We start from the raw sequence: 25,383 nt of genomic DNA, 5'->3' as shown, positions 1-25,383 counted from the left end.
AAAGCCATGGCGGGCCTGTAGCTCAATGGTTAGAGCAGAGCGCTCATAACGCTTTGGTTGCAGGTTCGAGTCCTGCCGGGCCTACCATGACTGCCTAGCGTGCAGCACTCACGTACCAGTTCACCGTCATCTCGACCACCGTATCCCCCTCGGCGTCGCGGATGTCGACGTGCACGTCGAAGGCTACCTTGCCGTCGGTTTCGATGGCCTTCATCAGGTCGGCGCCTTTTTGCGAGGTCTTTGCCTCTGCCGTCAGCGTCCCCATGGCGACCTTCTTGAAGGTGATCTGGGAGGTCGCGGCGACCGGGCGCATCTGCAGGATCACCGGTGCCAGCGCACCCGCCAGGGCAGCGCCAGAAGCTGCCTCGCCCAGCGTGAACATGGCGCCGGCGTGCATTGATTTGATATGGTTCGACACCTCTTCGCGCTGTGCCAGCTGGGCGCTGGCCGTGCCTTCCCCGATTTCGAGCAATTTGACACCAACGTGGTTGGCGAAGGGCACGGCGGCGTCGAGATGGGATTTGATCATGTCATAGGGGGTCATGCGAAGTCCTCGGCTGACGCGGAAAGGTGTGTCCTTTTGCACGGACCCGAGCCGCAATGACAATCGTTCCGCCACGTCCTTCGGTCGAAAAGGGATTCTTAACGCCTCTGAACTACCAGTTCAGGGCGAACAGACAGAGGACTTTGACTTGTTACGCGTCAATGCGGTCACCGAGGATCAGATCGACGGGAACATGGCGATGGCGATGCTGCGCCAGTCCCCCCAGTGCATCAAGATCCTCGACGAAAGCGGCAGGCTCCGCTTCATGAGTGAGAACGGCCAGGACATCATGGAGATCGAGGATTTCGATGCGCTCTGTGGGCAGGACTGGTGGGACCTCTGGCCCGAGGAATCGCGCGAGACGCTGAAGAACGCCGTTGCCTCGGCGCGGCGCGGCGTGACCGTCAGTTTCGATGCCCCCTGCCCCACCGCCGGCGGCACGCTGAAACACTGGCGCGTCCGGGTGAGCCTCGTGAAGGGGGGCGAGCTTGACGGCATGATCATCGCCGCCTCCGAGGACGTCAGCGACAAGGTCGCAACGGAGGAAGCGCGCAAGGCGCTGGAGATCGACAACCTCGCCCTGCGCAGGTTCACACGCTTCGTCGCTCACGACCTGCGCGGCCCGATCCGGCATCACAAGCTTCTGGCAGAAATCATCGCCATGTCGGCCGCCCCCGACGCGGCGGACAAGGACGACGTGCCCGTGCTGGCCGACGAGATTGAGAAATCCGCGGGCGCCCTGCTGGACCTGCTGGCGGGGCTGGAAAGGCTGCACGCCGCCGAAGATGACGAGATCGAAAGCCTCGAGGCGCTCAGCATCGATGCGCTGTGTCACCGCGCGGCCGAGATGACCGGACATACCCGCCTGTCTCTCGAGACGGAATGCAACGATCTGATGATCCGTGCCAACGCAGGCCAGATGCTGGCGGTGCTCGCAAATCTCTTCGAGAACGCCATCAAGTACGGTGCCACCGACCTCGGCAGCACGGTGCGTGTGACGGCGGAGCCGGCGGATGAGAACCGTGTGCGGATCGTGGTGTCTGACAACGGTGCGGGCTTTGCCCCGGACCGGATCGAAGACGTCTTTCAGCCCATGGTACGGCAATCGAACAGCCAGGGCATTGCCGGATCGGGCCTCGGCCTGTCCCTCGTTGAACGGGTCATCGCCCGGCATCACGGAACGGTCCGGCGTCTTGGGGCTCGCGAGAAAGCATTGAGCGGCGCCATCATCGAAATGGTGCTTCCAGCGGCAGCGGACGACGCAGAAAGGTAGAGCTGAGATGCGGCAGGCAAGAATCTTGATCGTGGACGATTCCCAGATCGACCGGATGATCCTCAGGCGCGCCTTCGACAAGGCCGATCTCAACACGGTCGATCTGGAGGAAGCCGAGGATGCTGTATCTGCGATTGCGACCCTCGACCGGAGCGACTTCGACGCGATCTTTCTCGATGTCAACATGCCGGGCGAGAACGGCTTTCACGTATTGCGTTCGCTGCGCGAAAAGCGCGCGCGGACCTGGCCCCTGGTGTTCATGTACTCCTCCTCGGATCATCCCGACGACATCGAGCTTGCCTATCGGGAGAAAGCGACGGCCTATCTGTGCAAACCTTCGGAATTTTCGCAGGTCAAGGACATGATGACCGATTGCGTCAGCTTGATCAGCCGCGCCGCGGGAGGGGGCGGGGGGCAGCGCTATCAGGCCTGAGGCGAACGCCCTCCATCGGCTCTTGGCGGTCCTGTACAGTGAGAACCCGATGCCAGACCATGGTATCCGCGGGCGCGATGCTGTGAAGGGATCGACTTAGCGGGCGATCACGATATCCGCGCGCAGCCCTCCCAGTCGGGAGGATTCACCCAGTCGCAATACGCCGCCATGGGCGCGGGCAATGTCCGTCGCGATCGCAAGCCCGAGGCCCACACCGCCGCCCTGATCCTGATTGCGCGCCGGATCAAGCCGGGTGAAGGGCTTGGCGGCCTCCTGCCTGAGGTCCTCAGGGATGCCCGGACCATCATCCTCGACCCTGATGCGCAGCGTCTTGTCCGAGAGCATCACGGAAACCTCGGCCTTCGCACCGTAGCGGACGGCGTTGGAGATCAGGTTGTCGACAGCGCGCCGCATGGCGGTCCTGCGCAGGCTCACCATGCCGTCCCCGTCGCCCTCGGCGGGCAGGAGCGTCACGTCACGGCCAGCCCTCTGCGCGTCCTCGACGATCTGGCGGACAAAGACATGCGGATCGACCTTTTCGGGCGTCCCCTCAGCCGCGCCCTTGGCGAAGTTCAGGAACTCATCCAGCATCCGCTGCATGTCGTCCACATCCTGCAGCAGCGGCGCGGCTTCCTCTTCGTCCAGCATCGATAGCCCCAGCCGTAGCCGCGTGAGGGGCGTGCGCAGATCGTGGCTTACCCCCGAGAGCATCAGGGTACGTTGTTCGATCTGACGCTCTATCCGGCTGCGCATGTCGACGAAGGCATTGCCTGCGCTGCGCACCTCGACCGCGCCCGCTGGCGTATAGGGCAAATGCCGCCCCCTGCCAAAGGCCTCGGCGGCCCGCGCAAGCCGCTTGATCGGTCGCAACTGGTTGCGCAGGTAGATCGAGGCGATGAATGTCATCAGGACGCCGAAAAAGATGGTGTAGACAAAGAGCTGGTGCGGATTGCTGGCCGATATCCGCCGCCTGTCGAACTGAAGCTCCAATGGCCCTTTCTCGCTGTCGAGATAGAGCCGAACAAGCCTGTTGGTCCGCAGATCGACAGCGCGGAACCCCTCGAGCATTTCCGAGAACCGCTCCACGATGACGCGCCCGGAATAATCGTACCAGACCATTTTACTGTTGTCCGGGATATCCCGGGGCGGCGCCGGAATTACCGCGATGTCGAGCGGACCGAATTGCCTGTTCACTTCCTCGGACACCTCGTCGGGCGTGGCCGCGTCTTCTGCGGCGCGCATGATCAAGGCGATCTCGCGCAGCATGGTGTCGGTCATCTGGTGGGTCACGCCCTCGAAATGCCGCTGGGCAAAGACGACGGTGACGACAAGCTGGATGAACACGACCGGCAAGAGCAGAATAAGCGCGGCACGTCCGTAGATGCCGCGCGGCATGTAGTGTTTGAGCCAGACGAAGGACATGCGCAGGTCACCGACCGATCGTTTCCGCCATAGCCGGGGCCGAAACGCCCGCAGCCTGTTTGAGATCGGATAGTGCTGTGAAATGCCCGCCTCCGCAATGCACGGTACGGAAGCACTTCTCGGGGCGCACCGGCGTCACAGGAGCATGGCGCGTAAAGCGGGTGCAAAAGACCGCCGCTTAGCATAAGTCTTGGACAGCGACATGAGCCGGAGAAGACCGATGCAGCCGCCTGACGATTTCAATCCGCCCGTAGGCAAAGCTGAGACACTCGCGCCCGGGCTGCGCAGGATCGTTGCGCCGAACCCGTCGCCCATGACCTATCGGGGCACCAATACCTACGTCGTCGGCGACAGGCAGCTTGCCGTGATCGACCCCGGCCCGGATGACGCCGCACATCTTCAAGCCATTCTCCGCGCGATCAAACCGGGCCAGGAAGTGAGCCACATCATCGTCACCCACACCCATCTGGATCACTCACCGCTGGCCCGGCCGCTGGCAGCCGAGGTCGGGGCCCCCGTGCTGGCCTTCGGCGATGCCGAGGCGGGGCGGTCGGATGTCATGGCGCAGCTTGCCGCGACCGGCCTGATGGGTGGCGGCGAGGGAATCGACGAGAGCTTCACTCCGGACCGGACCCTGAAGGATGGCGAGATCGTTGAGGGGGACGGCTGGGCGCTCGAGGCGCTGCACACGCCGGGACATATCGGCAACCACCTGTGTCTTGCCTGGGGCAGGACGTGTTTCACCGCCGACCACGTGATGGGCTGGGCCTCGTCGCTGGTCTCTCCCCCCGATGGAGATCTGACCGATTTCATGGCCTCTTGCGAAAAACTCGCCGCACGGGAATGGGACGCCTTCCTGCCCGGCCACGGTGACGCGATCGGCGCACCCGCAGCACGGCTCGACTGGCTTGTCACACACAGGCGCGCCCGCGAGGCGGCGATCCTCGATGCGCTCCGCAGCGCCCCCGCCACGGCGCGCGCAATCGCTACGGAAGTCTACACTGAAACGCCGCTCGCCCTTATCGGCGCCGCGACCCGCAACGTTCTGGCGCACCTTGTTGATTTGATGGGGAAATCCACGGTCTCTCCGGTGGGAGAACTGCACGCGGATGTCCCTTTCCGGCTCCTTTCGGACTGACCGGAATTTTTCCCGGAAACTCCGCAAAACCCTCTGGACGTGCCAAAACACCACTGCTATATCGCCCGAACCGTTCCGGCGTAGCTCAGCGGTAGAGCAGTTGACTGTTAATCAATTGGTCGTAGGTTCGATCCCTACCGCCGGAGCCATAATAAGCCCTCAAGTCATTTAGACTTGAGGGCTTATTTGTGTGTGTGAACGCGGCACGGACGGCAGTTCTCTGATCAGCGAAGGCCGTCCTTGCCCTCGACATCCCAGGCTTCCAGCCCACCCATGCGGCTGTGCAGCCGTCCGCCGCAGGACATGGCCAGGGCAAAGACGATTTCGTCGGCGCGCGGGCCGTCGGGCAGGCCCACCTCGATCCCGTCGAAATGGCTGCGCACGTAGGCGGCATTGATATGACCGAGAGGGATGTCGAGCCGGGTGCCGATTCCACCTCGTTTCATGCAGGAGGGCACGATGGCGTTCGACTGGCCCAGAAGGCCGCGCATGGCGTAGCCGCCCGGCACATGCCAGAGCGCGCCATGCTCCAGCTCGCCGTTTTCGCCAACGACCGCGCCCTTGCCGTAACCGTCGATCCCGTCCTTTCCGCCAAGGGCCGCGATCAGGCGTTCGCTCATCTCGGTGCCGAGGGGTTTGAGGTCTTCCATAGCGGGCTGCAGATCGGGTTCGTACCGGCCCGCAAAGGGGTTGCCGACGCAGGCCAGAATGGCGCCAAGCTTGCGCGGCGTTTGTGGCATCGGTCCGCCGTCGTGGCGGACCTCTTCTAGGATCAGTTGCATTTTCCGGACGGGGAAATCAGGCATGGCTCAGGACGCTTTCAGGCTGGGAATGGGTTGTGGCGACTTGCCTGTCGAGGACAAGGGCTGCTTGATGCAGAAGGTCGCGCTCTCGAAAATCCTCGCCCACACGCAGGCCCCGCTCAAGAGCCGCAGCGACCTCGTGGTCATGCAGTGCGCCAACGCCGGTGGTTACGAGCCTTTCGCCCAGATCGCTGTCCGGGTTCAGCGTCGTCGCAGGCGTTCGCGCGATGCCCGGATGCCCCGGCAAGTCGATGGCATTGGCAATCAGGGTCGCGGCAACATCGGCGGCGGCGGCGCTACGGGCAACAACGGTGACGGCGTCGGCAATGCCGAGCGAATGGCTGCGGCCGCGCCAGCCAGACGTTGCCATGCCGCGCGCGGGGCTGTCAGCGGTGATGCGTATCTCACCGGACGGAGCGAGGGATGTCATCGATTGCCCGGGGGCGAGGTGAAAGGCGATGTCGCCGCCATTGTTGACGTAGGCCCTGGGGATCGTGTCGCCCGCCACCAGGGCGGCCAGCATTTCATCGGCGACAGCACCCGCGACAGCCGCCATGGGTGTCACGAATTGCCCGGAGAAGGGAGCGACGGCGGCGGCCATCCGGCGCGCGACGGGATCCGAGAACCGGTGCCCGTCAAGCGGGCAGCGCAGCGCCGGCAATTCCCGCACCAGACCGTCGAGCAGCCCGTCAAAGCGCGCGATGGCCCGTTCGTAAGCTGCCTGTCGCGGGGCTCCGATCACCTCGATGATCAGATCGACCGGGCCGTGATGCAGATGCAGCCGCCGCCCGTCGGGCAGCAGGGCGGCCTGTGGACCTCTGCTCACGGTTTCTCCCCCAAAAGCCGCACCGCGCTGCCGTATTCGCCACCGGTTGCCAGAACGTCCGACAATTCGCGCACCGAAGCCGCGTGGCCGCCAAGGCGTTCGTACTCGTCCCGGGCAATGGTGAATTCCAGCGGCGCGACCAGCGCCGGTGTCGGCACATAGCCGAACGCCCCGTCTGGCAGGCCCAGCACGTCGACCATCAGGGTGATGCCCCCGCCCGGCCATATGTAGACCCGCGCGCCGCCCACGGTGACGCGGGTCCGCTCTGCATGGACAGACTGCGTCAGGCGGATCGGGTTGCGGGTCACGCCAGAGCGCAGCGACCCCCCCGCGCCGCCCATAAAAAGCACAGTGCAAAGGGCAGGTTCGCAGTTTTCGGCGATCAGATCGACGGAGGGTTGCAACGCCTGCGGCATAGGCTGTTCGACCGGCCGCAGATCATCGTTCAACTCGTAATAGCCGCTGTGCTCCCCGGTGGTGGAGACCATGAGCAGCCGTAGACCGGGGCGCGCGCCCTTCTCTGGGCGCCAGGGGCCCAGAATGCTCAGCGGATCGGCAATGTCGGTGCCGCCCCAGCCCAGCCCGGGCTTTGCCACCTTGAAATACCGCCCCGGCGTGGAGCGGTGGCCTAGGATGCGGATGCCGGTGTCGGGCCAGTCGATGACCTTCCCCGCCTGATGCTCGGATACGACCCCGGTGATGTGATCGTCCACGACCACGACCTCGTCCACCAGTCCCTTCCACTGAGAGGCGAACATGCCGATGGTCGCCGACCCGCAGCCGACGCGCATGCGTTCTTCGCGTGTGCCGTCCACGATGGGGGCCTGCCCGGCCTGCACCACCACGGTGGAGCCACCGTCAATGGTGAGTTCCACCGCTTCCTTGTTGCAAAGCCGAAGCAGCGCGTCGCAGGTCTTGCGCCCTTCGGCCTTGGAGCCGCCGGTCAGGTGATCCACCCCGCCCAGCGACAGCATCTGAGAGCCGTATTCCGAGGTCATCACATGACCGATGCACTCGCCTTCCGACCGCACGGCGGCGGTCTCGGGGCCAAGGTGGCGGTCGGTGTCGATCTTCACCTTCACCCCGCAATAGGAAAAGATCGCCTCCGTCACCACCGAGACGAAATCCACCCCGTCGATGTCCCGGCTGACGATGAAGGGCGCGGGCTTGTAATCGGGATAGGTGGTGCCTGCACCGATGGCCGTCACCACCATGTCGGCATTGTTGACCCGCTCTCCATCCCAGTCGGCGGCGAGGAACGGTTTGATCTCGTCCCCCTTTTCCAGCCGCCGGTCGAAGATCGTCAGGGGATCGCAACGGATGATCCTGCCGTTCTCATTGGCGTAGCGGTCGCAGGCGCCAATCTTGCCCTCGGCGATATAGCACATCACCGGGCAGGCATCGCAGCGGATCTTCTCGGGCCGCACGGGGGTGTCGGGCTGGGTCATCGCGCCTCCCGGATGGCGGCCAGCACGCGGTGCGGCAAGGCGGGCAGCCGCGTCACCCGCGCGCCCGAAGCATCGCGGATCGCGTTCAGGATCGCGGGGGCGGTGGGGATCAGCACATGCTCCCCCAGACCGCGCGCGCCCATCGGGCCTTCGGGATCGGGCTTCTCGATCAGGATCGAGACGACTTCGGGCATGTCGCCGATGGTGGGGATCAGGTAGTCATGCAGGTTCTCGGTGCGCCCGGGGATGAATTCCTCCATCAGGGCAAGGCCAAGCCCCTGCGCGATGCCCCCCTCGATCTGGCCTTCGGCCAGCACCGGGTTGATCACGCGGCCAAGGTCGTGCGCCGCCGTCATGCGCAGCACGCGGGTGGTGCCAAGGCGCATGTCCACCTCGACCTCGGCAATCTGCGCGCCGTAGCCGTGGACGGCGTAGGGCACCCCCTGCCCGTCCGCATCCAGCGCAGAGGTTGGCGGGTCGTAGGTTTCCTCGGCCGACAGCACATAGCCATGCGCATCCTGTTCAAGCGAGGCCAGCGGGATGTCGCGCCGTTCGGCCCCGTCACGCACGGTGAGGACACCGTTGCCCAAAGCGATGCTTTCCACGCGGGACAGGTTGGTCTGCCGCAGGATCGCGTCGCGCAGGGCCTCCCCTGCCTTCAGCGCGGCCTTGCCGGTGATGAAGGTCTGGCGCGAAGCGGAGGTCTTGCCGCAGTCCGGCGTCAGGTCGGTGTCCGGCCCCACCAGTTCGATCTCGGTAATCGCCACGCCCAGCGCGTCCGCCGCGATCTGGGCGATCACCGTATTGGCCCCCTGCCCGATGTCCGTGGCCCCCTGATGCAGGCGCAGCCGCCCCTCTGCGGTGATCCCGATACGGATGGTCGATGGATTGGGCAGCGCGGTGTTGCCGCAGCCGTACCAGCAGGAGGCGATGCCGACGCCGCGCCGGACCTTCTCGCTGGTTTCGTTGAAACGCCGCGCGGCATCGGTTGCCTTTTCCCAGGCTGGCGCAAGCGCATCGAGGCAATCCGCCATCCCGACCGATGTGAGCGCTTGGCCCGACGGCGTCTTGTCCCCGTCCCGCAGCGCGTTCAGCCGCCGGAAGGCCAGCCGGTCCTGCCCGCAAGCCGCCGCGAGATCGTCGTAGAGCAGCTCCTGACAGATCGCCGCCTGCGGCACGCCGAACCCCCGGAAAGCGCCCGACACCGGTCCGTTGGTGTGGATCGCCCGCGCATGGGCGCTGTAGCTTGGCGTCAGGTAGGGGCCCGAGGCATGCACCGGAACGCGCGTGGCGACAGTCGGGCCCCAGCTGGCATAAGCCCCGGTGTTGAAATCGCCATCGAAGCACATGCCGGTGATCCGCCCCTCCGCATCCGCCCCGATAGAGGCGGTCATCGTCGCCGGATGCCGCTTGGTGCTGGCTTGCATGGATTCGGCGCGACTGAAGACCATGCGGCAAGGCCGCCCGGTCTTGAGCACCGCAAGCCCCAGCAGGGGCTGCACCGAAAGATCGAGCTTTGCCCCGAAACCGCCGCCCGCCGCCGCCGGGATGATGCGCACCCCTTCGCGCGGCAGTCCGAGCACTTTCGCGGTATCGTCCCGGTCCATGACCGGGGCCTGCGTGCAGGCCTGTATCACCAGCTTGTCACCGTCAAGCCACGCTGCCCCCGCCTCGGGCTCGATGTAGGCGTGTTCGACGTAGCCCGTCTCGAACCGGCCCGAGACGACATGCGCCGAAGCTGCCAGCGCCGCGTCGGCATCGCCGGTGACGACCCGCCCGGTGATCAGCAGATTGCCCGGCCGGTCGGGATGCAGTTGCGCCGCGTCCTCTGCCGCTCCGGCGGCCTGTGTCACGCTGTGGGGCAGCGGAGTCCATGTGACGGGAAAGCGTTCAAGGTCGATGTCCTCTACCGCGCCCTGCTCTCCGACGACGAGGGCCACCGCCTCGCCGAGAAAGCGGGTAGTCTTCTCGGCCAACGCGGGCTGATCGGCCAGCGGGGGGATCACGCCAAAGCGGTTCTCGCCGGGGATGTCGGCCGCGGTCAGGACCGCAACGACACCGGGATGTGCGGTTTTCCAGGCGTCGATATCACCGAAGGTGAAAGACGCATGGAAATGCGGCGCGCGCACCGCCCGCACCAGCAAGGCGCCCTCGGGGACGTGGTCCGCACCGAAGACCTCGGTCCCCTTGACCTTCGGCAGCCCGTCGAGACGCGGGACTGGACGACCCACGCTACCGCCCGCCTCGGGGACTGGCGCGGCGGGCGGCAAATCCGTGGCCTGCATGACCGCCGCGATGATCTTGCGATAGCCGGTGCAGCGGCAGAGCACACCGCCGAGGGCGTCCTTGACCTGCCGCTCATCGGGCCGTGGCGTATCACGCAGAAGTTCCAGAGCGGCCATCATGACACCCGGCGTGCAGATGCCGCATTGCGCCGCGCCATGGGCGAGAAAGGCCGCCTGCAACTGACCGATCAGCGGGTCCTGCGTACTCTCCAACGTCTCGATTGTCGCCCCTGCCACCTGCGCCACCGGCACGAGACACGCACAGGTCTGCGCCCCGTCCACCAGCACCGTGCAGGCCCCGCAGTCGCCCGCATCGCACCCGACCTTGACGCTCCTGAGGCCCATATCCTCACGCAGAACTTCCGACAGGCGGCGGCCCGGCTGTGCCATCACCGGGCGCGCCTGTCCGTTGATCTTCAGAGTCAGCCGAGGGGGCTGGATATTCATGCCACCTCCTCCGCGGCCATTGCCGCCAGCGTGCGGCGCAGCACCTCCGCCGCCGCCTCGGACCGGTAACGCGCGTCGGCCCTAACATCGTCGATCGGTGAGAGGGCAGCGGCGACAGCGGCATCCGTGACCCGCGACGGATCGAGCGGATGACCGACCAGCGCTGCCTCCACCGCGCCGAGACGCAACGCCAACGGGCCACAGGCCCCGATGGAAAGGGCGGCATCGGTCACCACGCCATCCCCGACCTCTATCCGTACCGCGCACATGGCGATGGAGATCACCAGATATGCGCGTGCGCCCAGTTTCAGGAAATGTGACTGGCCGCGCAATGCCGCCTCTGGCAGATGGATCGCTGTGACCATCTCTCCGCTTTGCAGCGCGGTCTGCCGGGGCCCGGTGATGAATTGGGCCAGCGGCAAGCTGCGGCTGCCTGCGACGCTCTGCAGTTCGACTTGGGCATCGAGTGTCAGCAGCGGCGGCACACCGTCCGCCGCCGGAGAGGCGTTGCAGAGGTTCCCCGCAAGGGTGCCCCGATTCTGGATCTGCCGTGCACCGACCTCGCGCGCCGCCAGTTGCAGCCCGCGCAACGCCGGTGGCAAATCCGCACGCAGGATATCCGTCCAGGTCGTTGCAGCACCGATGCGCAAGCCATCCGGTGTTCGCGCGATCCCGCGCAACCCAGCGATTCCGGTGATGTCCAGCACCGGTCCCGGCAGACCGCGCGTCGGTGTCATTGGAAAAAGATCGGTGCAGCCCGCCGCAATCCTTGGCCTGGCCTCAGCCAGCGCCGCAAGGGCCTGGTCCAGCGTCTCGGGTCGGAGATAGTGCATGGGCGGGTGCAGAGCCACCAATCTTGATTGAATACGGGTGGAGCGTGCGACAGGCCTGACGGGCTGTCAACACGGCACCATTTCGCGCCCCCGATAACGCGCGGCGGGGACTGCGCCGGAATTCACCATTGACGGACCCGAGCGCGCTGCGCTCATACTCGCGGCAAACCGAACCCGGAAAGGACGGCCCTTGGCAGGTGGCAAAATCATCGGTGTGGATGTCGGCGGCACCTTCACGGACCTCATCCAGATCAACGCGCAGGGCGGCGGGCTGCGCATCGCGAAGACCCCGACAACGACCGATAACCAGGCCTTTGGCGTTTTGGCCGCGATCAGGGAGGCGGAGGTCGACCTGGCGGAGGTCGATCTGATCGTCCATGGTACGACGACCACGACCAACGCCGTGCTGGAGCGCAAGCTGTCGCGGACCGGCCTGATCACCACCGCCGGATTTCGGGACGTCCTCGAACTCGGTCGACGGACCCGCCCGCAGGCCTATGGCATGAAGGGCACCTTCCGCCCGATCATCCCGCGCGATCTCCGGCTTGAGGTGCCCGAACGCATGGATGCGGCGGGCGAGATCGTCACGCCGCTGGACGAAGACGCCGTGCGTCGCGCCGTCACGCACCTGCTGGAACAGGGCTGCGAGGCGCTGGTCATCCATTTCCTGCACGCCTACGCCAACCCCGCACACGAGTTGCGGGCGGCCGAGATCGCGCAAACGCTCTGGTCCAACGATTTCATCACCACCGGCCACAGCCTGCTGTCGGAGACGCGCGAATTCGAACGGGGCGTGACCGCCGCCGTCAACGCCTCGGTCCAGCCCTTGCTTGAGCGCTACATGGCGCGTCTGCGCGCCGAGCTGCGCGCGGGGGGATATGCGGGTGACGTTCTGGTGATGAACGGTAACGGCGGCATGATTTCCTCGGAACTGGTGTCCCGCGAGGCCGCCAAGACGGTGATGTCCGGCCCCGCCTCGGGCGTGATGGCGGCGGCCTATACGGGTCGCATGGCGGGCGAGAAGAACCTGCTGACCTACGACATGGGCGGCACATCGACGGACGTCGCGCTGATCCGCGATGGCTACCCTTCGGTCTCGAACGAGATCGAGGTGGAATACGCCATGCCGATCCATGTGCCGATGGTCGACGTGCGCACGGTCGGGGCCGGGGGCGGTTCCATCGCCCATGTGAACCTCGCAGGACTGCTTGAGATCGGGCCCGAAAGCGCCGGTGCCGACCCGGGCCCCATCTGCTACGGCAAGGGTGGCACTGAGCCCACGATCTCGGATGCGAACCTGCTGCTCGGGCGGCTCGATCCCGGCAAGTTGAATGCCGTGGCGGGTGGTGTGGGGCTGGAACAGGTGCGCAGCGCCTTCGAGACGCAGATCGGCCAGAAGCTTGGGCTCAATGCCAAGCAAACGGCCGAGGCCGTGATCAGCGTGGCCAACGCCAAGATGGCCGGGGCGATCCGGATGGTGTCGCTGTCACTAGGCGAGGACCCGCGCGACTTTGCCCTTTTCGCCTTCGGCGGCGCGGGGCCGCTGCATGCTGCCGCGCTGGCGCGGGAACTGGGCATTCCAAGGGTGCTGGTCCCTGCCCGGCCCGGCCTGACGAACGCGCTGGGGTGCATCGTGGCGGACCTGCGCCATGATTACGTCCGCACGATCAACGCTCCGCTCGACAGCGCCGACATGGAAGCGCTGCATGCGCTCTTTGCCGACCAGGCCGACCAGGGGCGCGCGGCCCTCGCGCGCGAGAACGTCGAACTGCGCGGCATCATCTGCAATTTCAGCGTCGACATGCAGTTCCAAGGGCAGAGCCATATCGTGCGTGTCCCCCTCGACGATGGCAAGCCCAGCCGCGAGGACCTGCGCAGCCGTTTCGAAGAGGTCTACTGGAAGCGCTTCCGGGTCGAGCTTGCGCAGATCAACGCGCGGATCGTGAATGTGAACTGCTCCGTCATCGGCTCACGCGCCGAGATCGACCTCGTGCAGTTGATCGACCCGGCGGGCCGCAAGGAAAGTGCCAAGCCATCCGCGCACCGGGATGTGATCTTTGAAGGGGAGCCGCACCGCACGCCCGTGTTCTGGCGCGACCACATGCCTGCCGAGATCGATCTGGAGGGCCCCGCGATCATCGAGCAATTCGACACCACCATCCTGGTCCCGCCCGGCGACAGGGTCGAGGGCCGCGCGGACGGCAACCTGATCATCCATATCGGAGGGGCGTCATGACCATCGACCCGATCACCCTGTCGGTCATCCAGGCCGGTCTGCAACAGGTCTGCGACGAGATGGACCTCAGCTTTTCCCGCGCCGCCTTTTCGCCCGTGATCGCCGAGGCCAACGACCGGTCGGACGGGATCTACGCCGCCGACGATGGCTCCCTGATCGCGCAGGGTGCCGGGGGCCTGCCGGTCTTTGTCGGCACGATGCAGTATTCGACACGCACCCTGATCGAGATGATTGCAGACGGCCGGGTGGCCGCGCCCCAACCCGACGACATCTATATCGTCAACGATCCCTACCTCGGCGGCACGCACCTGATGGACGTGCGGTTTGCCCGTCCTTTCTATCGCAACGGCCAGATCTTCTGCTGGCTGTCCAACACCGGGCATTGGCCAGACACCGGCGGCGCGGTGCCCGGCGGCTTTTCGGCATCGGCAACATCGGTCGAACAGGAGGGCCTGCGCCTGCCCCCCGTACGCCTCTACAAGCAGGGGGTGCTGGACCAGGAAATCTATTCGATCATCTGTTCGAACATCCGCGTCGCCGACCAGCGCATCGGCGACGTGAAGGCACAGGCGGCGGCGCTGATGGTGGGCGAGGAACGGTTGAACGCCCTGCTGGACCGCTACGGCGACGACGCCGTGCGGGAGGCCATCGCCGAGCTGCGCATCCGCGCCCGCGAGCAGATGAGCACCCTGATCGATGAGATCGCCGACGGTAGCTACCGCTCAACCGCCTGGGTCGACAGCGACGGCGTGGTGAACGAGCCGCTGGCCATCAGGCTCACCATCACGAAAACGCCGGGACACCTGAAATTCGATTTCTCGGAAAGCAGCCCGCCCTGCCAGGGGCCGATGAACTCGGTTCTGGCAACGACCCTGTCATCGGTCTACCTCGCCATGCGGCATATCTTTCCCGAAGTTCCCATCAGCGCGGGCGCCTTCGAGCCGCTCGAGGTGATCCGGCCCGAGGGGACATTCCTCGACGCCCGCTATCCTCGCCCCGTCTCGGGCTGCGCGGCGGAGATCAGCCAGCGCATTGCCGAGGCGGTCTTCGCGGCACTGGTCGAAGTGCTCCCCGACAGGGTCACGGCGGCACCGGCGGGCACCAGCGGAAACTTCGCCCTTGGCGGGTACGATCCGCTGACCGGGCGCGATTTCGTGATGTACCAGCTTTCGGGCGGCGGGTATGGCGGCAATGCCGATCATGACGGGCTGTCGAACGGCTGTTCGACCATCGGGATATCCAAGTCACCGCCGGTAGAGATCATGGAGCAGAACTTTCCGGTACTCTATCGCCGCTATGCCCTGCGCGAGGGGTCGGGCGGCGCGGGTCGGCACCGGGGCGGTCTGGGGCTCGATTACGAGGTCGAACTGCGGCGCGGGTCTGCGCGGGCAAGTTTCGTGATGGATCATGGCCGGTTCGGACCGCAGGGCGCACTGGGCGGCGCGGACGGTGCGCCGAACGTGGTCGAGGTCTGGCGCGATGGCGAGATGTACACGCCCGAGCATCTGTCCAAGGAACAGGACATTCCGCTGAAGGCCGGGGACCGCGTACGGGTCAAGACGCCGGGAGGTGGCGGCTATGGCCCGGCGGGCGAACGCGATGCACGGCTGATCGAACAGGACAAGCGCCTGGGCCGGGCATAGAGCAACGGCCTTCGAAAAAACCCTCATAGCGCCGCAATCGGCGGTTTGCCGCCATGGCTGCCAGAGGCATATCGGGCATCCATGCAGCGCGTCCGGAGAGGGTCAGGAACCCCGGCTTTCTGACCCAAGAAAGCGCCGCTGCCATGCCCGGTTTTTCCGCACCTCCCCGGCCATGCCCCGCAAGGCCCAGATAATTGTTGACAAATTTTTTGATGAATCTCTACGCTGAAGACTGGGGTGTGTATTGGCTTTTGAAGCTTGCGTCCGTTTTTGGCTAGACGCGTTTCTTTCTGCAAATACCGAAACAAGACAGGGTCCGGCCATGGCGTGGTTTGTCACGATCGTTTTGCTGATCATCGCAGTCGTTCTGCTCATTCTGTTCATGAACAGATACTACCGGAAAGCGACGCGTGAGATCAGCATCGTGCGGACCGGTCTGGGCGGGCAGAAAGTGGTTCTGGACGGAGGGTGCCTCGCGCTGCCGTTCCTGCACAAGGTCTCCGAGGTCAACATGCGGACCTCCAAGCTCGAGATCGACCGCCTTGGGCCGAAGTCGATCATCACCAAAGACCGTTTGCGCGTCGATATCGGTGCGGAATTCTACGTCCGCGTGAGGGCGTCTGAGGAAGGCGTGGCCACGGCCGCGCAGGCACTGGCGGGAAAGTCTTTCAGAGCCGCCGACCTCGAAGAAATCCTCGAAGGTAAGCTCGTCGACGCCATGCTGTCGGTCGCGGCCTCCTATACAATGGACGAATTGCAGGACAATCGCGGGAAATACGCCAAGGAAATCAGCGAAATGCTGAGCGAAAACCTGTCCCAGAACGGCCTGATGCTGGAATCGGTCTCGCTCACGCGGATCGACCAGACACCGTTCCACGCGCTGGACGAGAACAACGCCTTCAACGCGCTTGGGATGCGGCGGCTGGCCGAGATCATCGCCGTCAACAAGAAGGAACGCGCGGTCATCGAGGCCGATGCCGATGTCTCAGTCCGTCAGAGCCAGCTTGATGCCACCAAGCGCAAGCTCATCATCTCGCGCGAGGAAGAAGAGGCGATGATCGACCAGCAGCGTGACATCGAAATCGCGCGCTCCCGCTCGGCGGCCCAGACCGCAGAAGAGCAATCGCAGTCCGAAAAGCGGCGTGAGGCCGCGCGGATCGACCGCGAACGCGAAGTGCGCATGTCCGAGATCGCGCGCGACACCGAGTTGCGCCGCAAGAGCCTCGAGTCCGAGCTCAATTCGGCCATGAAGAAATCCGAGAACCTGATCGCGCTGGCCAAGCAGCGCGAGGAAGAGGCCCGCGCCGAGGCCGAGGCAATCGCCGCCAAGGCAAGCGAGGCGGAAGCCGAGGAAAGGGTGCAGACCGTTCGCGAAACCGCCGCGGCGGAACGTGAAAAGGCGCTTGCGCTGATCCGGGCCGCCGAACAGGCCGAGGTGGACGACCTGCGTGTGAAATCCGAAGCCGGTACCATCGTGTCGATGGCCGAAGCGGATGCCAAGGCGCTGCGCGATCGTGCGCAGGCCGAGCGTGACAGGCTGCTGTCGGAAGCCGAAGGCCGTGCGGCGATCATCGCTTCCGAGAACACGCAGACACCGGAAGTTATCGCGCAAAAGCTGCACGAGGCCCGCCTGCGCGCCCTGCCCCGCGTGGTCGAACAGATGATGAAACCCGCCGAAAAGATCGAGACCATCCGCATCAACCAGGTCAACGGCTTTGGAGGTGGAACTGGTGGCGGCGAAGGCGGCGGCGACAAATCGACGGTGAACCAGGTGGTCGATTCAGTGCTTGGCATGGCCCTGCAACTGCCCGCGATCCAGAAGCTTGGCGAAGAGGTGGGCATGAACATTGGCGGCGGGCTGCGCGGCATCTCCGCATCGCTCGACGATCCGACGGAGCGTAAGACCAAACCGAAAGATGACGCGAAATCGGGCGATACGAAGCCCGAACAAAAAGGCTGAGGGCGGCACCCGTCAGCCAAAACCCCAACAGGAGAGATCACTCATGAGTATTTCCAGAAGACATTTCGTGATGGGCACCACGGCCATGGCACTCGCGGCACCGGCGACCATCGGGCGCGCGCAGACCGACTCCATCCGGTTCGCCTCCATCCTTGACCTCTCAGGCGGTCTGGACATCTACGGCGCGCCCATGGCCGAGACGACCAAGCTGGCGATCGAGGATATCAACGCGGCGGGCGGCCTTCTGGGCCGCGAGGTCGAACTGACCCTCTACGATGCGCAGTCCACCATCCAGTTTTACACCCAGTACGCCACGCAGGCGGCGGCGGGCGACAAGGCACATACCGTGCACGCGGGCATCACCTCGGCCTCGCGCGAGGCGATCCGGCCCACCCTGTCGCGTTTCCAGACGCTCTATTTCTACAACGTCCAGTACGAGGGCGGGGTCTGCGACTACAACAACTTCTGCACCGGCTCCACGCCCGCGCAGACGGTGGCCAAGGTCGTGCCCTATGGGATGGAGAAATGGGGCAAGAAGGTCTACATCGTCGCGGCGGATTACAACTACGGCCAGATCACCGCGCAGTGGATGCAGAAGTTCGTGGCCGAGAACGGCGGCGAAACGCTCGACGTGGAATTCTTCCCGCTCGACGTGACCAATTTCGGTCCGACAATCAACAAGATCCAGACGGCCAAGCCGGACTTCGTCATCTCGGCCCTCGTCGGCGGCGCGCATGTATCCTTCTACCGCCAGTACGCCGCGGCCGGCATGATGCAGGAGATCCCGATCGCCTCCACCACCTTCGGCGTCGGCAACGAGCAAAAGCTGATCTCGGCCGAGGAAGGCAACGGAATCCTGGCCTCCTACGGCTACTTCGAAGCGGCGGACAACCCCGTGAACGCGGCCTTCCTCGAAAGGCTCAAGGCCAAGCTTGGGGACGACGCACCGGTGATGAACGAACTGGCGATCCGGTCCTACGAGGGCGCTATGCTCTGGGCCGAGGCCGTCAAGGCGGCAGGCACGCCCGACCGGGGGCCGGTGATCGAGGCGCTGCGCTCGGGTCTCAGCTATGACGGCCCCTCCGGCACGGTGACCATCGACCCGCAGACCAACCACTGCTCGATGAACGTCTACATCGGCGAACTGAAGGACCAGGAGTGGAACATCGTGGAAAGCTTCGAGGCGCAGCCGCCCGCCGATACGGCGCTGGTCTGCGACCTGAACGCCAACCCGAACCAGTCGACGTTCCTGTTCGAAAACGGGCTTGAGGCCGCTGGTATCAAGTAAGACGCCCCTCGCCGGCCCGGCATCCCGCCGGGCCGATCCTCCGCACTTCGGGAGAGACCCTTGGACCTAGTTCTCGCCGTCCTGTTCCAGCTTGTCTACGTCATCGCCAACCTGGCATTGATCAGCCTTGGGCTGGCGATCATCTTCGGGATGATGCGTGTCATCAACCTCGCCCATGGGGAATTCCTCATGGTCGGCGGCTACACGGTTGTCGTGGCGACGAACAACGGCGTGAATGTCTGGATCGCGATGCTGATCCTCGCGCCGCTTGTCGTGGGCGTGATGGGTGTCATCGTGGAGCGATTGCTGATCCGGTGGCTATACGGTCGGATGGTGGATACCCTGCTGGCCACATGGGGCTTGTCTCTCTTGCTGATCGGACTTGTGACCTCGATCTTCGGCGCCTCCACTGCCACCACCATCAAACCGCCGCTCGGCATCATCCGGATCGGAGACTACACCGCTTCGGGGTATGAACTTCTGCTGATCGGGATCACGATCCTGCTGTTTATCGCGGTCTTTGCCGTGCTCAAGCTGACCAGGCTAGGGCTTGTCGCGCGCGGCACGATGCAGAACGCCGAGATGTCCTCGGCACTCGGCGTATCCACCTCGCGCATCTACATGATCACTTTCGGTCTGGGGGCAGCCGTCACCGGTCTGGCGGGCGGGCTGCTCGCCCCGGTCACCGGGGTGCTGCCGACAATCGGTGCCACCTACATCGCCAAGGCCTTCATCACCGTCATCTCCGGCGGCGCGTCGATCCTTGCGGGCACCGCCGCAGGCTCCATCCTGCTGGGCGGGATCAACGGCATCTTCTCCTTCCTTGCCGGACCGACACTGGGCGAGGTTGCCCTTCTGATCGCGGCCATCGTCCTGCTGCGGCTGATGCCGCGCGGGATCACCGGGCGGTTCTTCCGTAAATCCCTATGAACGGCAGCTCCACCCTTCGCAGCATGCGCCCGGTCCTGATTTTCGCGCTGATCGGCGTGATCTTCATGTTCGCCGCTCCGTATGTGCTGCAGCTGTTCACCATCATCAACCTGACCACGGCCATCGCGCTTGCGGTCCTTGCGCTGAGCCTCGCCCTCGTCTGGGGCTACGGCGGCATCCTGTGCTTCGGACAGGTCGCCTTCTTCGGCCTCGGCGCCTATGCCTACACGATCGCGGCAATCAATTTCGGAGGCTCCACCTGGGCCATCCTGGTGGCGATCCTTGTCGCCTCGGCCTTTGCCGCGCTCCTGGGGTATTTCATGTTCTTCGGGCGCGTCTCGGATGTGTACCTCGGGGTGATCACGCTGACGGTCACACTGATATTCTTCTCGCTCATCCGCCGCACCTCGGGACCGGAATACAAGATCGGCAAGGCGCTTCTGGGTGGCTTCAACGGGATCACCTCGCCCCCCCTGAACCTGCCGTGGAACACGGGTTCCTTCCTCTTCCCGGAGCAGGTCTTCTACGTCGCGATGGCGGCGCTCATTCTCTGCTATGTCTTTTGCGGCTGGCTGGTCACCACGCACTTTGGACGGGTCTGCGTCGGCATCCGTGAAAACGAGCTGCGCGCGGAACTTCTGGGCTACGACTCCCGCCTCTACAAGCTGGGGATTTTCACGATCTCGGCGGGGATTGCCGCGATCGGCGGGGTTCTCTTCTGCAACGGCGTGGGGCGGATCACGCCGGATGTGTTCAACCTCTACAACGCCGCGCTGACCATCATCTGGGTGATCGTAGGCGGGCGCGGCACGCTCATCGGGCCGATCATCGCGACCTTCGGTCTGTTCTATCTCACGTCCGCGCTCGGCGGGCAGACGGTTCTGAACAACAACCTCGTGCTCGGCATTATCCTGATCTTCTTCGTGCTGATCGTGCCCAAGGGCATTGCGCCCACGATCATCGATTGGGTCGAGGCACGGCGCAAATCCAGGAAACGCGGGCGGCGGCGCGGATCGCGGCGGCGGGCGCGGGAAGGAGCAGGGTCATGAGCCGGCGGAAGGACCGCCGCGAGGTGATCGTGGAGACACGCGGGCTGTCGATGCATTTCGGCGGGGTGCGCGCGGTCGACCAGGTCGACTTCACCCTCTACGAGAACGAGTTGCGCTGCCTGATCGGCCCCAACGGCGCGGGCAAGTCCACGTTCTTCAAATGCCTGACCGGGCAGTTGGTCCCCACCGCGGGCGAGATCAAGATACGAGGCGACGACACCACCGGCTGGGAGCCGCACGAGATCGCGGGCCTTGGCGTCGGCATCAAGACGCAGGTGCCCAATGTCTTCGATGGCGTATCGGTCGAGGAAAACATCTGGCTCTCCGCCCGCCGCTGGCATGGGATGCGCCGCGCCAGTTCCCTGACCACCGAGACCATCGAGCGCCTGCGGCTTGGCGATATCCGCCGCGATATCGTGGGCCAGCTGGCCCACGGCCAGCGCCAGTGGGTCGAGCTTGGCATGGTGGTGGCCGCAGAGCCATGGCTCGTCCTGCTCGATGAACCGGCGGCAGGCATGACGCACGAGGAAACCGCCCGCACCGCCGAACTGATCCGCGAGATCAACGAACGCGCGGCGATCATCGTCGTGGAGCACGACATGCAATTCATCCGCATGATCTCTCAACAGGTCACGCTCTTTCACGAAGGCCGCATCCTGATGGAAGACACGATGGAAGCGATCTCGGCCGACAAGCGCGCCCGTGAAGTCTACCTTGGGAGCCAGGCATGACCGCGCTGCTGAGCATCAAGGGCCTGCGCGCGGGCTATGGCAAGGTGCCGGTGCTGCACGGCATCGACCTCGAGGTGCAGGAGGGCGAAATCCTCGGAGTGCTGGGTCACAACGGGATGGGCAAGACGACCCTCTTGAAGACCATCATGGGCATCGTGCCCGCCACGGCGGGTGTGATGGATTTCGACGGCGAAGACCTCGTCAGCCTGCGCTCCTCGCGCCGGGCGCAGATGGGCATCGGTTATGTGCCGCAGGGGCGCGGGATATTCCCCAACCTCTCTGTGCGGGATAATCTGCGGATGGGCGTCGCGGCCCATTTCATGGACGAACAGGATGCCATCGATCAGGTCCTGCGCGATTTTCCACGGCTCGAACGGCTGCTCGACCGCGACGGCGGCGCCCTGTCGGGGGGCGAACAGCAATTGCTGGCCCTTGCGCGCTGCCTGATCTCTGAGCCGGACCTTGTGCTGCTGGACGAGCCGACGGAAGGCATCCAGCCCTCGATCATCGACGAGATCGTGGAGTTGCTGAAGACGCTGAACGAACGCACCGGGGTTTCCATCGTGCTGGTCGAGCAGAGCCTCGATTTCATCACCGCGCTCTCGGACCGGGTCCTGCTGATCCAGAAGGGCACCATCGCGGGAGAGGTGTCCGGTTCGGAGACTTCAAACCCCGCATTGATAGAGGAATTCACCGGCTTCGGCGCAGCGGGCGGCGCACCCGCACACACGGGCCACAGCCCGAAGCTGCCCGGCAAGCCCGATGCGAAGTCCTCTGCCCCCGCCATGACCGGCCACAAGCCGCAGACGCAGACTGCCGCCCCGCAGGGCGCGCCTGCCTCACTGACCGAAAGGATGTCTTACATGACCGTCCAACGCCCCACGCACGCCCAGATGAAAGAAGTCGTGGCCGAACTCGGCATGCATATGTCCGATGCACGGGTTCAGGAATTCCTCGACGTAATGCAGGGCACACTTGACGCCTACGACGTCGTGGATGCGCTACCTGACTACCTGCCACCAGTCCTCTACCCGCGCACCTCGGGCTATCGCCCGACTGCGGAAGAGAACCCGATGAACGCCTGGTATGTGAAGACCGAGATCCGGGGCGCACCGCGCGGACCGCTGTCGGGCCGTACCGTCGCGATCAAGGACAACGTCTGCGTCGCAGGCGTGCCGATGATGAACGGGGCCTCGACGCTCAAGGGCTATACGCCCGATCTCGATGCCACGGTGGTCACGCGCCTGCTGGATGCCGGGGCGATCATCGCGGGCAAGGCGCATTGCGAATACTTCTGCCTCTCGGGCGGCTCGCACACCAACGCGACAGGACCGGTGCACAACCCGCACAAGCACGGCTATTCCGCCGGCGGCTCCTCCTCCGGCTCGGGCGCGCTTGTGGGCGCGGGCGAGGTGGACATGGCCATTGGCGGGGACCAGGGTGGTTCGATCCGCATGCCATCTTCCTTCTGCGGCTGCTATGGGATGAAGCCGACCCACGGTCTGGTCCCCTACTCTGGCATCATGCCGATCGAGACCACCATCGACCACACCGGCCCGATGACCCAGAACGTCATGGACAACGCCCTGATGCTGGAGGTGATCGCCGGGGCGGACGGGCTCGACCCGCGCCAGTATGACGTGAAGACGGAACGCTACACGTCCGCCGTTTCGCGCGGCGTGTCGGGGCTGCGGATCGGCGTCATCAAGGAAGGTTTCGGCCAGGCAGGCGCCGAGGCCGACGTGAACGACAAGGTGCGCGCGGCAGCCGAGACTTTCCGCCGCCTCGGTGCCACCGTGGACGAAATATCAGTGCCCTGGCACCTGCACGGCGTCGCGATCTGGACGCCCATCGCGCTCGAAGGTCTGACCCAGCAGATGATGCTGGGCAACGGCATGGGCACCGGCTGGGAGGGGCTGCATACCACGTCACTGCTGGAATACCATTCCAACTGGCGCTCCCGCGCGGATGAGCTGAGCGATACGCTCAAGATCTCGATGCTGATCGGGCAGTACCACCTCAAGCACACGCGCGGGCGGTATTACTCCAAGGCGCAGAACCTCTCGCGCCAGCTCAAGGACGAATTCAACAAGGTCTTTGCCTCCTACGACCTGCTGCTGACCCCGACGACCCCAATGAAGGCCCCGCCGATCCCGCCTGCGGATTCCTCGCTCGAACTCTGGTGCCAGCGCGCCTTCGAGATGATCACCAATACCGCGCCCTTCGACGTGACGGGCCACCCGGCGATGTCGGTGCCCTGCGGGATGAGCGACGGCCTGCCCGTCGGCTTGCAGATCATCGGACGCCGCTACGATGAATCCACGATCTACCGGGCCGCCGGTGCCTTCGAGCAGGCCGGCGACTGGCGGTCGATGTAAAGGGGGGAGGCGCGCAGGTGACCCGTCCGATCAACGGTCTGTCCCATGTGCGCGGCAGCACGGCGCGTCCGCTGATCGAAGCGACGATCCCCGCCTTTCTGAAGGAAGTTTGCCGACGCCATGGCGACCGGGCCGCTTGCGTCTTTTCCGAGCAGGGCGAACGCTGGACCTATGATCAACTCGCGCGCCGGATCGACCGGCTGGCGGCGGGGCTGCTTGCCATCGGCGTCTACAAGGGCGACCGCGTGGGCATCTGGTCGCCCAACCGGCCCGAATGGGTGCTGACCCAGTTTGCCACGGCGCGGATCGGGGCGGTGCTGGTCAACATTAACCCGTCTTACAAAAAGGACGAACTGGCCCATGCGCTGCGCGCGGTCGGCGTCAGAACGCTGATCACCGCCACAGGGCATCGTGACGCCGATTACCTCGGCATGATCCGCGCCCTCGCGCCCGAGCTTGCTCGCGCGCCGGTAGGACGGCTGTCCGCGGCGGCCCTGCCCGCGCTGCGCCGGGTGGTGCACTTGGGCGAGGACGACAAACCGGGAATGCTGCGTTTCGCAGATGTCATGGATCGCGGTAGATCGGGCTACCGCGCCCGTCTCGATGCGATTACGAGAAGCCTCTCGGCCCATGACGCCATCAACATCCAGTTCACCTCCGGCACCACGGGGCGGCCCAAGGGCGCCACGCTCAGCCATTACAACGTCGTCAACAACGCGATCTCCGCTGCGCGGGCCATGCGCCTGTCGCCCGGTGATGGGTTGTGTATCCCCGTCCCGCTTTATCACTGCTTCGGCATGGTCCTCGGCGTGCTCGCAGCGACGGCCTACGGGGCCAAGATGGTTTTCCCCGCCGAAGGCTTTGACGCGCTCGCCACCCTGAAGGCGCTACAGGACGAAGGATGCACCGCCGTGCATGGTGTGCCCACGATGTTCTCCGGCATGCTCGACCATCCCGACTTTGCCCGTTTCGACCTGCGCCGGATGCGCACCGGCATCATGGCGGGCGCCCCCTGCCCGGCCCCGCTGATGCGGCGGGTCATGCGCGAGATGCACTGCAAAGAGATCACCATCGCCTACGGGATGACCGAAACCAGCCCCATCTCCTTCCAGACCGCGCCCGACGATCCGCCGGAGCGGCGCGTGAACACCGTTGGCCGCGTCCAGCCCCATGTCGAGGTGCGCGTCGTGAACAAGGACGATGAAGTCGTCCCCGTCGGCCAGGAAGGCGAGGTGCAAACACGCGGCTACCTTGTGATGAAAGGCTACTGGGGCGATCCGGAGCGCACCGCCGAAGTGATCCAGGACGGCTGGATGCACACCGGCGATCTGGGCGTGATCGACGCGGAGGGCTATGCCCGGATCACCGGCCGCGCGGGCGACATGCTGATCCGGGGCGGCGAGAACATCTACCCCGCCGAGGTCGAAGCGGTGCTGCTGACCCATCCCGATATCGCGCAGGCACAGATTTTCGGAATGCCGGATGAGCGTCTGGGCGAAGAGGTGGCCGCCTGGATCATCCCGCGCGCCGGGGCACGGATCGACGCCGACGGGTTGCGCAAATGGTGCGAGGAACGCATGGCACGCTTCAAGGTGCCGCGCCACATCCGCTTCGACACCGAGATGCCGCTGACCGCCACGGGCAAGCCCCAGAAATTCCGCATGCGCGAGATGATGCAGGCGGACCAGACGCCCGCGCACTAAAGGAAAGGATTGT

Annotated in this window: 19 protein-coding genes and 2 tRNA genes; 14 read left to right on the top strand and 7 right to left on the bottom strand. The window is 65.1% G+C overall.

The genetic code is table 11. The annotated features are described in order from the left end of the window. The first annotated feature begins 11 nt into the window (after window positions 1-11). Window positions 12-87 (top strand) — tRNA-Ile (locus AB2B41_RS04135). Between the two features lie 7 nt (window positions 88-94). Here AB2B41_RS04135 and AB2B41_RS04130 read toward each other — a convergent pair. After that, window positions 95-544, bottom strand: coding sequence for a PaaI family thioesterase (locus AB2B41_RS04130; protein ID WP_367876476.1), 450 nt, complete (start codon window positions 542-544; stop codon window positions 95-97). Window positions 545-692: 148 nt separating this feature from the next. Between AB2B41_RS04130 and AB2B41_RS04125 the strand changes: the two genes are divergently transcribed. Next, the gene (locus AB2B41_RS04125; protein ID WP_367876475.1) at window positions 693-1,817 is read left to right on the top strand and encodes a sensor histidine kinase; all 1,125 of its coding nucleotides are present in this window, start codon (window positions 693-695) and stop codon (window positions 1,815-1,817) included. A 7-nt stretch (window positions 1,818-1,824) separates the two neighbouring features. Next, on the top strand, window positions 1,825-2,250 hold the full coding sequence (locus AB2B41_RS04120) for a response regulator (protein ID WP_367876474.1): 426 nt from the start codon (window positions 1,825-1,827) through the stop codon (window positions 2,248-2,250). A gap of 96 nt (window positions 2,251-2,346) precedes the next feature. On the opposite strand, the gene AB2B41_RS04115 is transcribed toward AB2B41_RS04120, so the two are convergent. Next, on the bottom strand, window positions 2,347-3,672 hold the full coding sequence (locus tag AB2B41_RS04115) for an ATP-binding protein (RefSeq protein ID WP_367876473.1): 1,326 nt from the start codon (window positions 3,670-3,672) through the stop codon (window positions 2,347-2,349). Window positions 3,673-3,892: 220 nt separating this feature from the next. Here AB2B41_RS04115 and AB2B41_RS04110 point away from each other — a divergent pair, with 220 nt between their 5' ends. Next, complete coding sequence (locus AB2B41_RS04110; protein ID WP_367876545.1) at window positions 3,893-4,810, top strand: MBL fold metallo-hydrolase; 918 nt, start codon at window positions 3,893-3,895, stop codon at window positions 4,808-4,810. Window positions 4,811-4,884: 74 nt separating this feature from the next. Further along, window positions 4,885-4,959, top strand: a tRNA-Asn gene (locus tag AB2B41_RS04105). A 75-nt stretch (window positions 4,960-5,034) separates the two neighbouring features. On the opposite strand, the gene AB2B41_RS04100 is transcribed toward AB2B41_RS04105, so the two are convergent. Genes AB2B41_RS04100 through AB2B41_RS04080 form a run of 5 tightly spaced genes read right to left on the bottom strand, consistent with a single transcriptional unit; the run spans window position 5,035 to window position 11,452 of the window. Then, entirely contained in the window at window positions 5,035-5,616 is a 582-nt protein-coding gene (locus tag AB2B41_RS04100; protein ID WP_367876472.1) for an amino acid synthesis family protein, read from the bottom strand. Next, window positions 5,609-6,439, bottom strand: coding sequence for a UPF0280 family protein (locus AB2B41_RS04095; protein WP_367876471.1), 831 nt, complete (start codon window positions 6,437-6,439; stop codon window positions 5,609-5,611). The genes AB2B41_RS04100 and AB2B41_RS04095 overlap by 8 nt, the downstream gene beginning before the upstream one ends. Further along, window positions 6,436-7,887: a 6-hydroxynicotinate reductase gene (locus AB2B41_RS04090; protein ID WP_367876470.1), complete on the bottom strand. Its 1,452-nt coding sequence runs from the start codon at window positions 7,885-7,887 to the stop codon at window positions 6,436-6,438. The genes AB2B41_RS04095 and AB2B41_RS04090 overlap by 4 nt, the downstream gene beginning before the upstream one ends. Next, window positions 7,884-10,619 (bottom strand): molybdopterin-dependent oxidoreductase, encoded by a 2,736-nt coding sequence (locus tag AB2B41_RS04085; RefSeq protein ID WP_367876469.1) that lies wholly within the window; start codon window positions 10,617-10,619, stop codon window positions 7,884-7,886. Before AB2B41_RS04085 ends, AB2B41_RS04090 begins: the two co-directional genes overlap by 4 nt. Then, entirely contained in the window at window positions 10,616-11,452 is an 837-nt protein-coding gene (locus AB2B41_RS04080) for an FAD binding domain-containing protein (protein ID WP_367876468.1), read from the bottom strand. The genes AB2B41_RS04085 and AB2B41_RS04080 overlap by 4 nt, the downstream gene beginning before the upstream one ends. Before the next feature lie 190 nt (window positions 11,453-11,642). Here AB2B41_RS04080 and AB2B41_RS04075 point away from each other — a divergent pair, with 190 nt between their 5' ends. From AB2B41_RS04075 to AB2B41_RS04035, 9 genes are all read left to right on the top strand, one after another. Next, window positions 11,643-13,688, top strand: coding sequence for a hydantoinase/oxoprolinase family protein (locus tag AB2B41_RS04075; protein ID WP_367876467.1), 2,046 nt, complete (start codon window positions 11,643-11,645; stop codon window positions 13,686-13,688). After that, window positions 13,685-15,331, top strand: a complete 1,647-nt coding sequence (locus tag AB2B41_RS04070) for a hydantoinase B/oxoprolinase family protein (protein WP_367876466.1) — start codon at window positions 13,685-13,687, stop codon at window positions 15,329-15,331. Before AB2B41_RS04075 ends, AB2B41_RS04070 begins: the two co-directional genes overlap by 4 nt. Window positions 15,332-15,653: 322 nt before the next feature. Beyond that, complete coding sequence (locus AB2B41_RS04065) at window positions 15,654-17,291, top strand: flotillin family protein (RefSeq protein WP_367876465.1); 1,638 nt, start codon at window positions 15,654-15,656, stop codon at window positions 17,289-17,291. A 43-nt stretch (window positions 17,292-17,334) separates the two neighbouring features. Further along, window positions 17,335-18,579, top strand: coding sequence for an urea ABC transporter substrate-binding protein (locus tag AB2B41_RS04060; protein ID WP_367876464.1), 1,245 nt, complete (start codon window positions 17,335-17,337; stop codon window positions 18,577-18,579). 60 nt (window positions 18,580-18,639) lie between these two features. Further along, entirely contained in the window at window positions 18,640-19,509 is an 870-nt protein-coding gene (locus AB2B41_RS04055) for a branched-chain amino acid ABC transporter permease (RefSeq protein ID WP_367876463.1), read from the top strand. A 23-nt stretch (window positions 19,510-19,532) separates the two neighbouring features. Then, complete coding sequence (locus tag AB2B41_RS04050; protein WP_367876462.1) at window positions 19,533-20,558, top strand: branched-chain amino acid ABC transporter permease; 1,026 nt, start codon at window positions 19,533-19,535, stop codon at window positions 20,556-20,558. After that, window positions 20,555-21,289, top strand: coding sequence for an ATP-binding cassette domain-containing protein (locus AB2B41_RS04045; protein WP_367876461.1), 735 nt, complete (start codon window positions 20,555-20,557; stop codon window positions 21,287-21,289). Before AB2B41_RS04050 ends, AB2B41_RS04045 begins: the two co-directional genes overlap by 4 nt. Continuing rightward, a complete protein-coding gene (locus AB2B41_RS04040) occupies window positions 21,286-23,667 on the top strand; it encodes an amidase (RefSeq protein WP_367876460.1) in 2,382 nt (793 codons plus the stop codon). The genes AB2B41_RS04045 and AB2B41_RS04040 overlap by 4 nt, the downstream gene beginning before the upstream one ends. A 17-nt stretch (window positions 23,668-23,684) precedes the next feature. Continuing rightward, entirely contained in the window at window positions 23,685-25,370 is a 1,686-nt protein-coding gene (locus AB2B41_RS04035) for an AMP-binding protein (protein WP_367876459.1), read from the top strand. Window positions 25,371-25,383: the final 13 nt, after the last annotated feature.

This window comes from Sulfitobacter sediminis (assembly GCF_040811725.1).
Taxonomy (GTDB): domain Bacteria; phylum Pseudomonadota; class Alphaproteobacteria; order Rhodobacterales; family Rhodobacteraceae; genus Sulfitobacter; species Sulfitobacter sediminis.
This window is presented reverse-complemented; position numbering and strand designations above follow the sequence as displayed.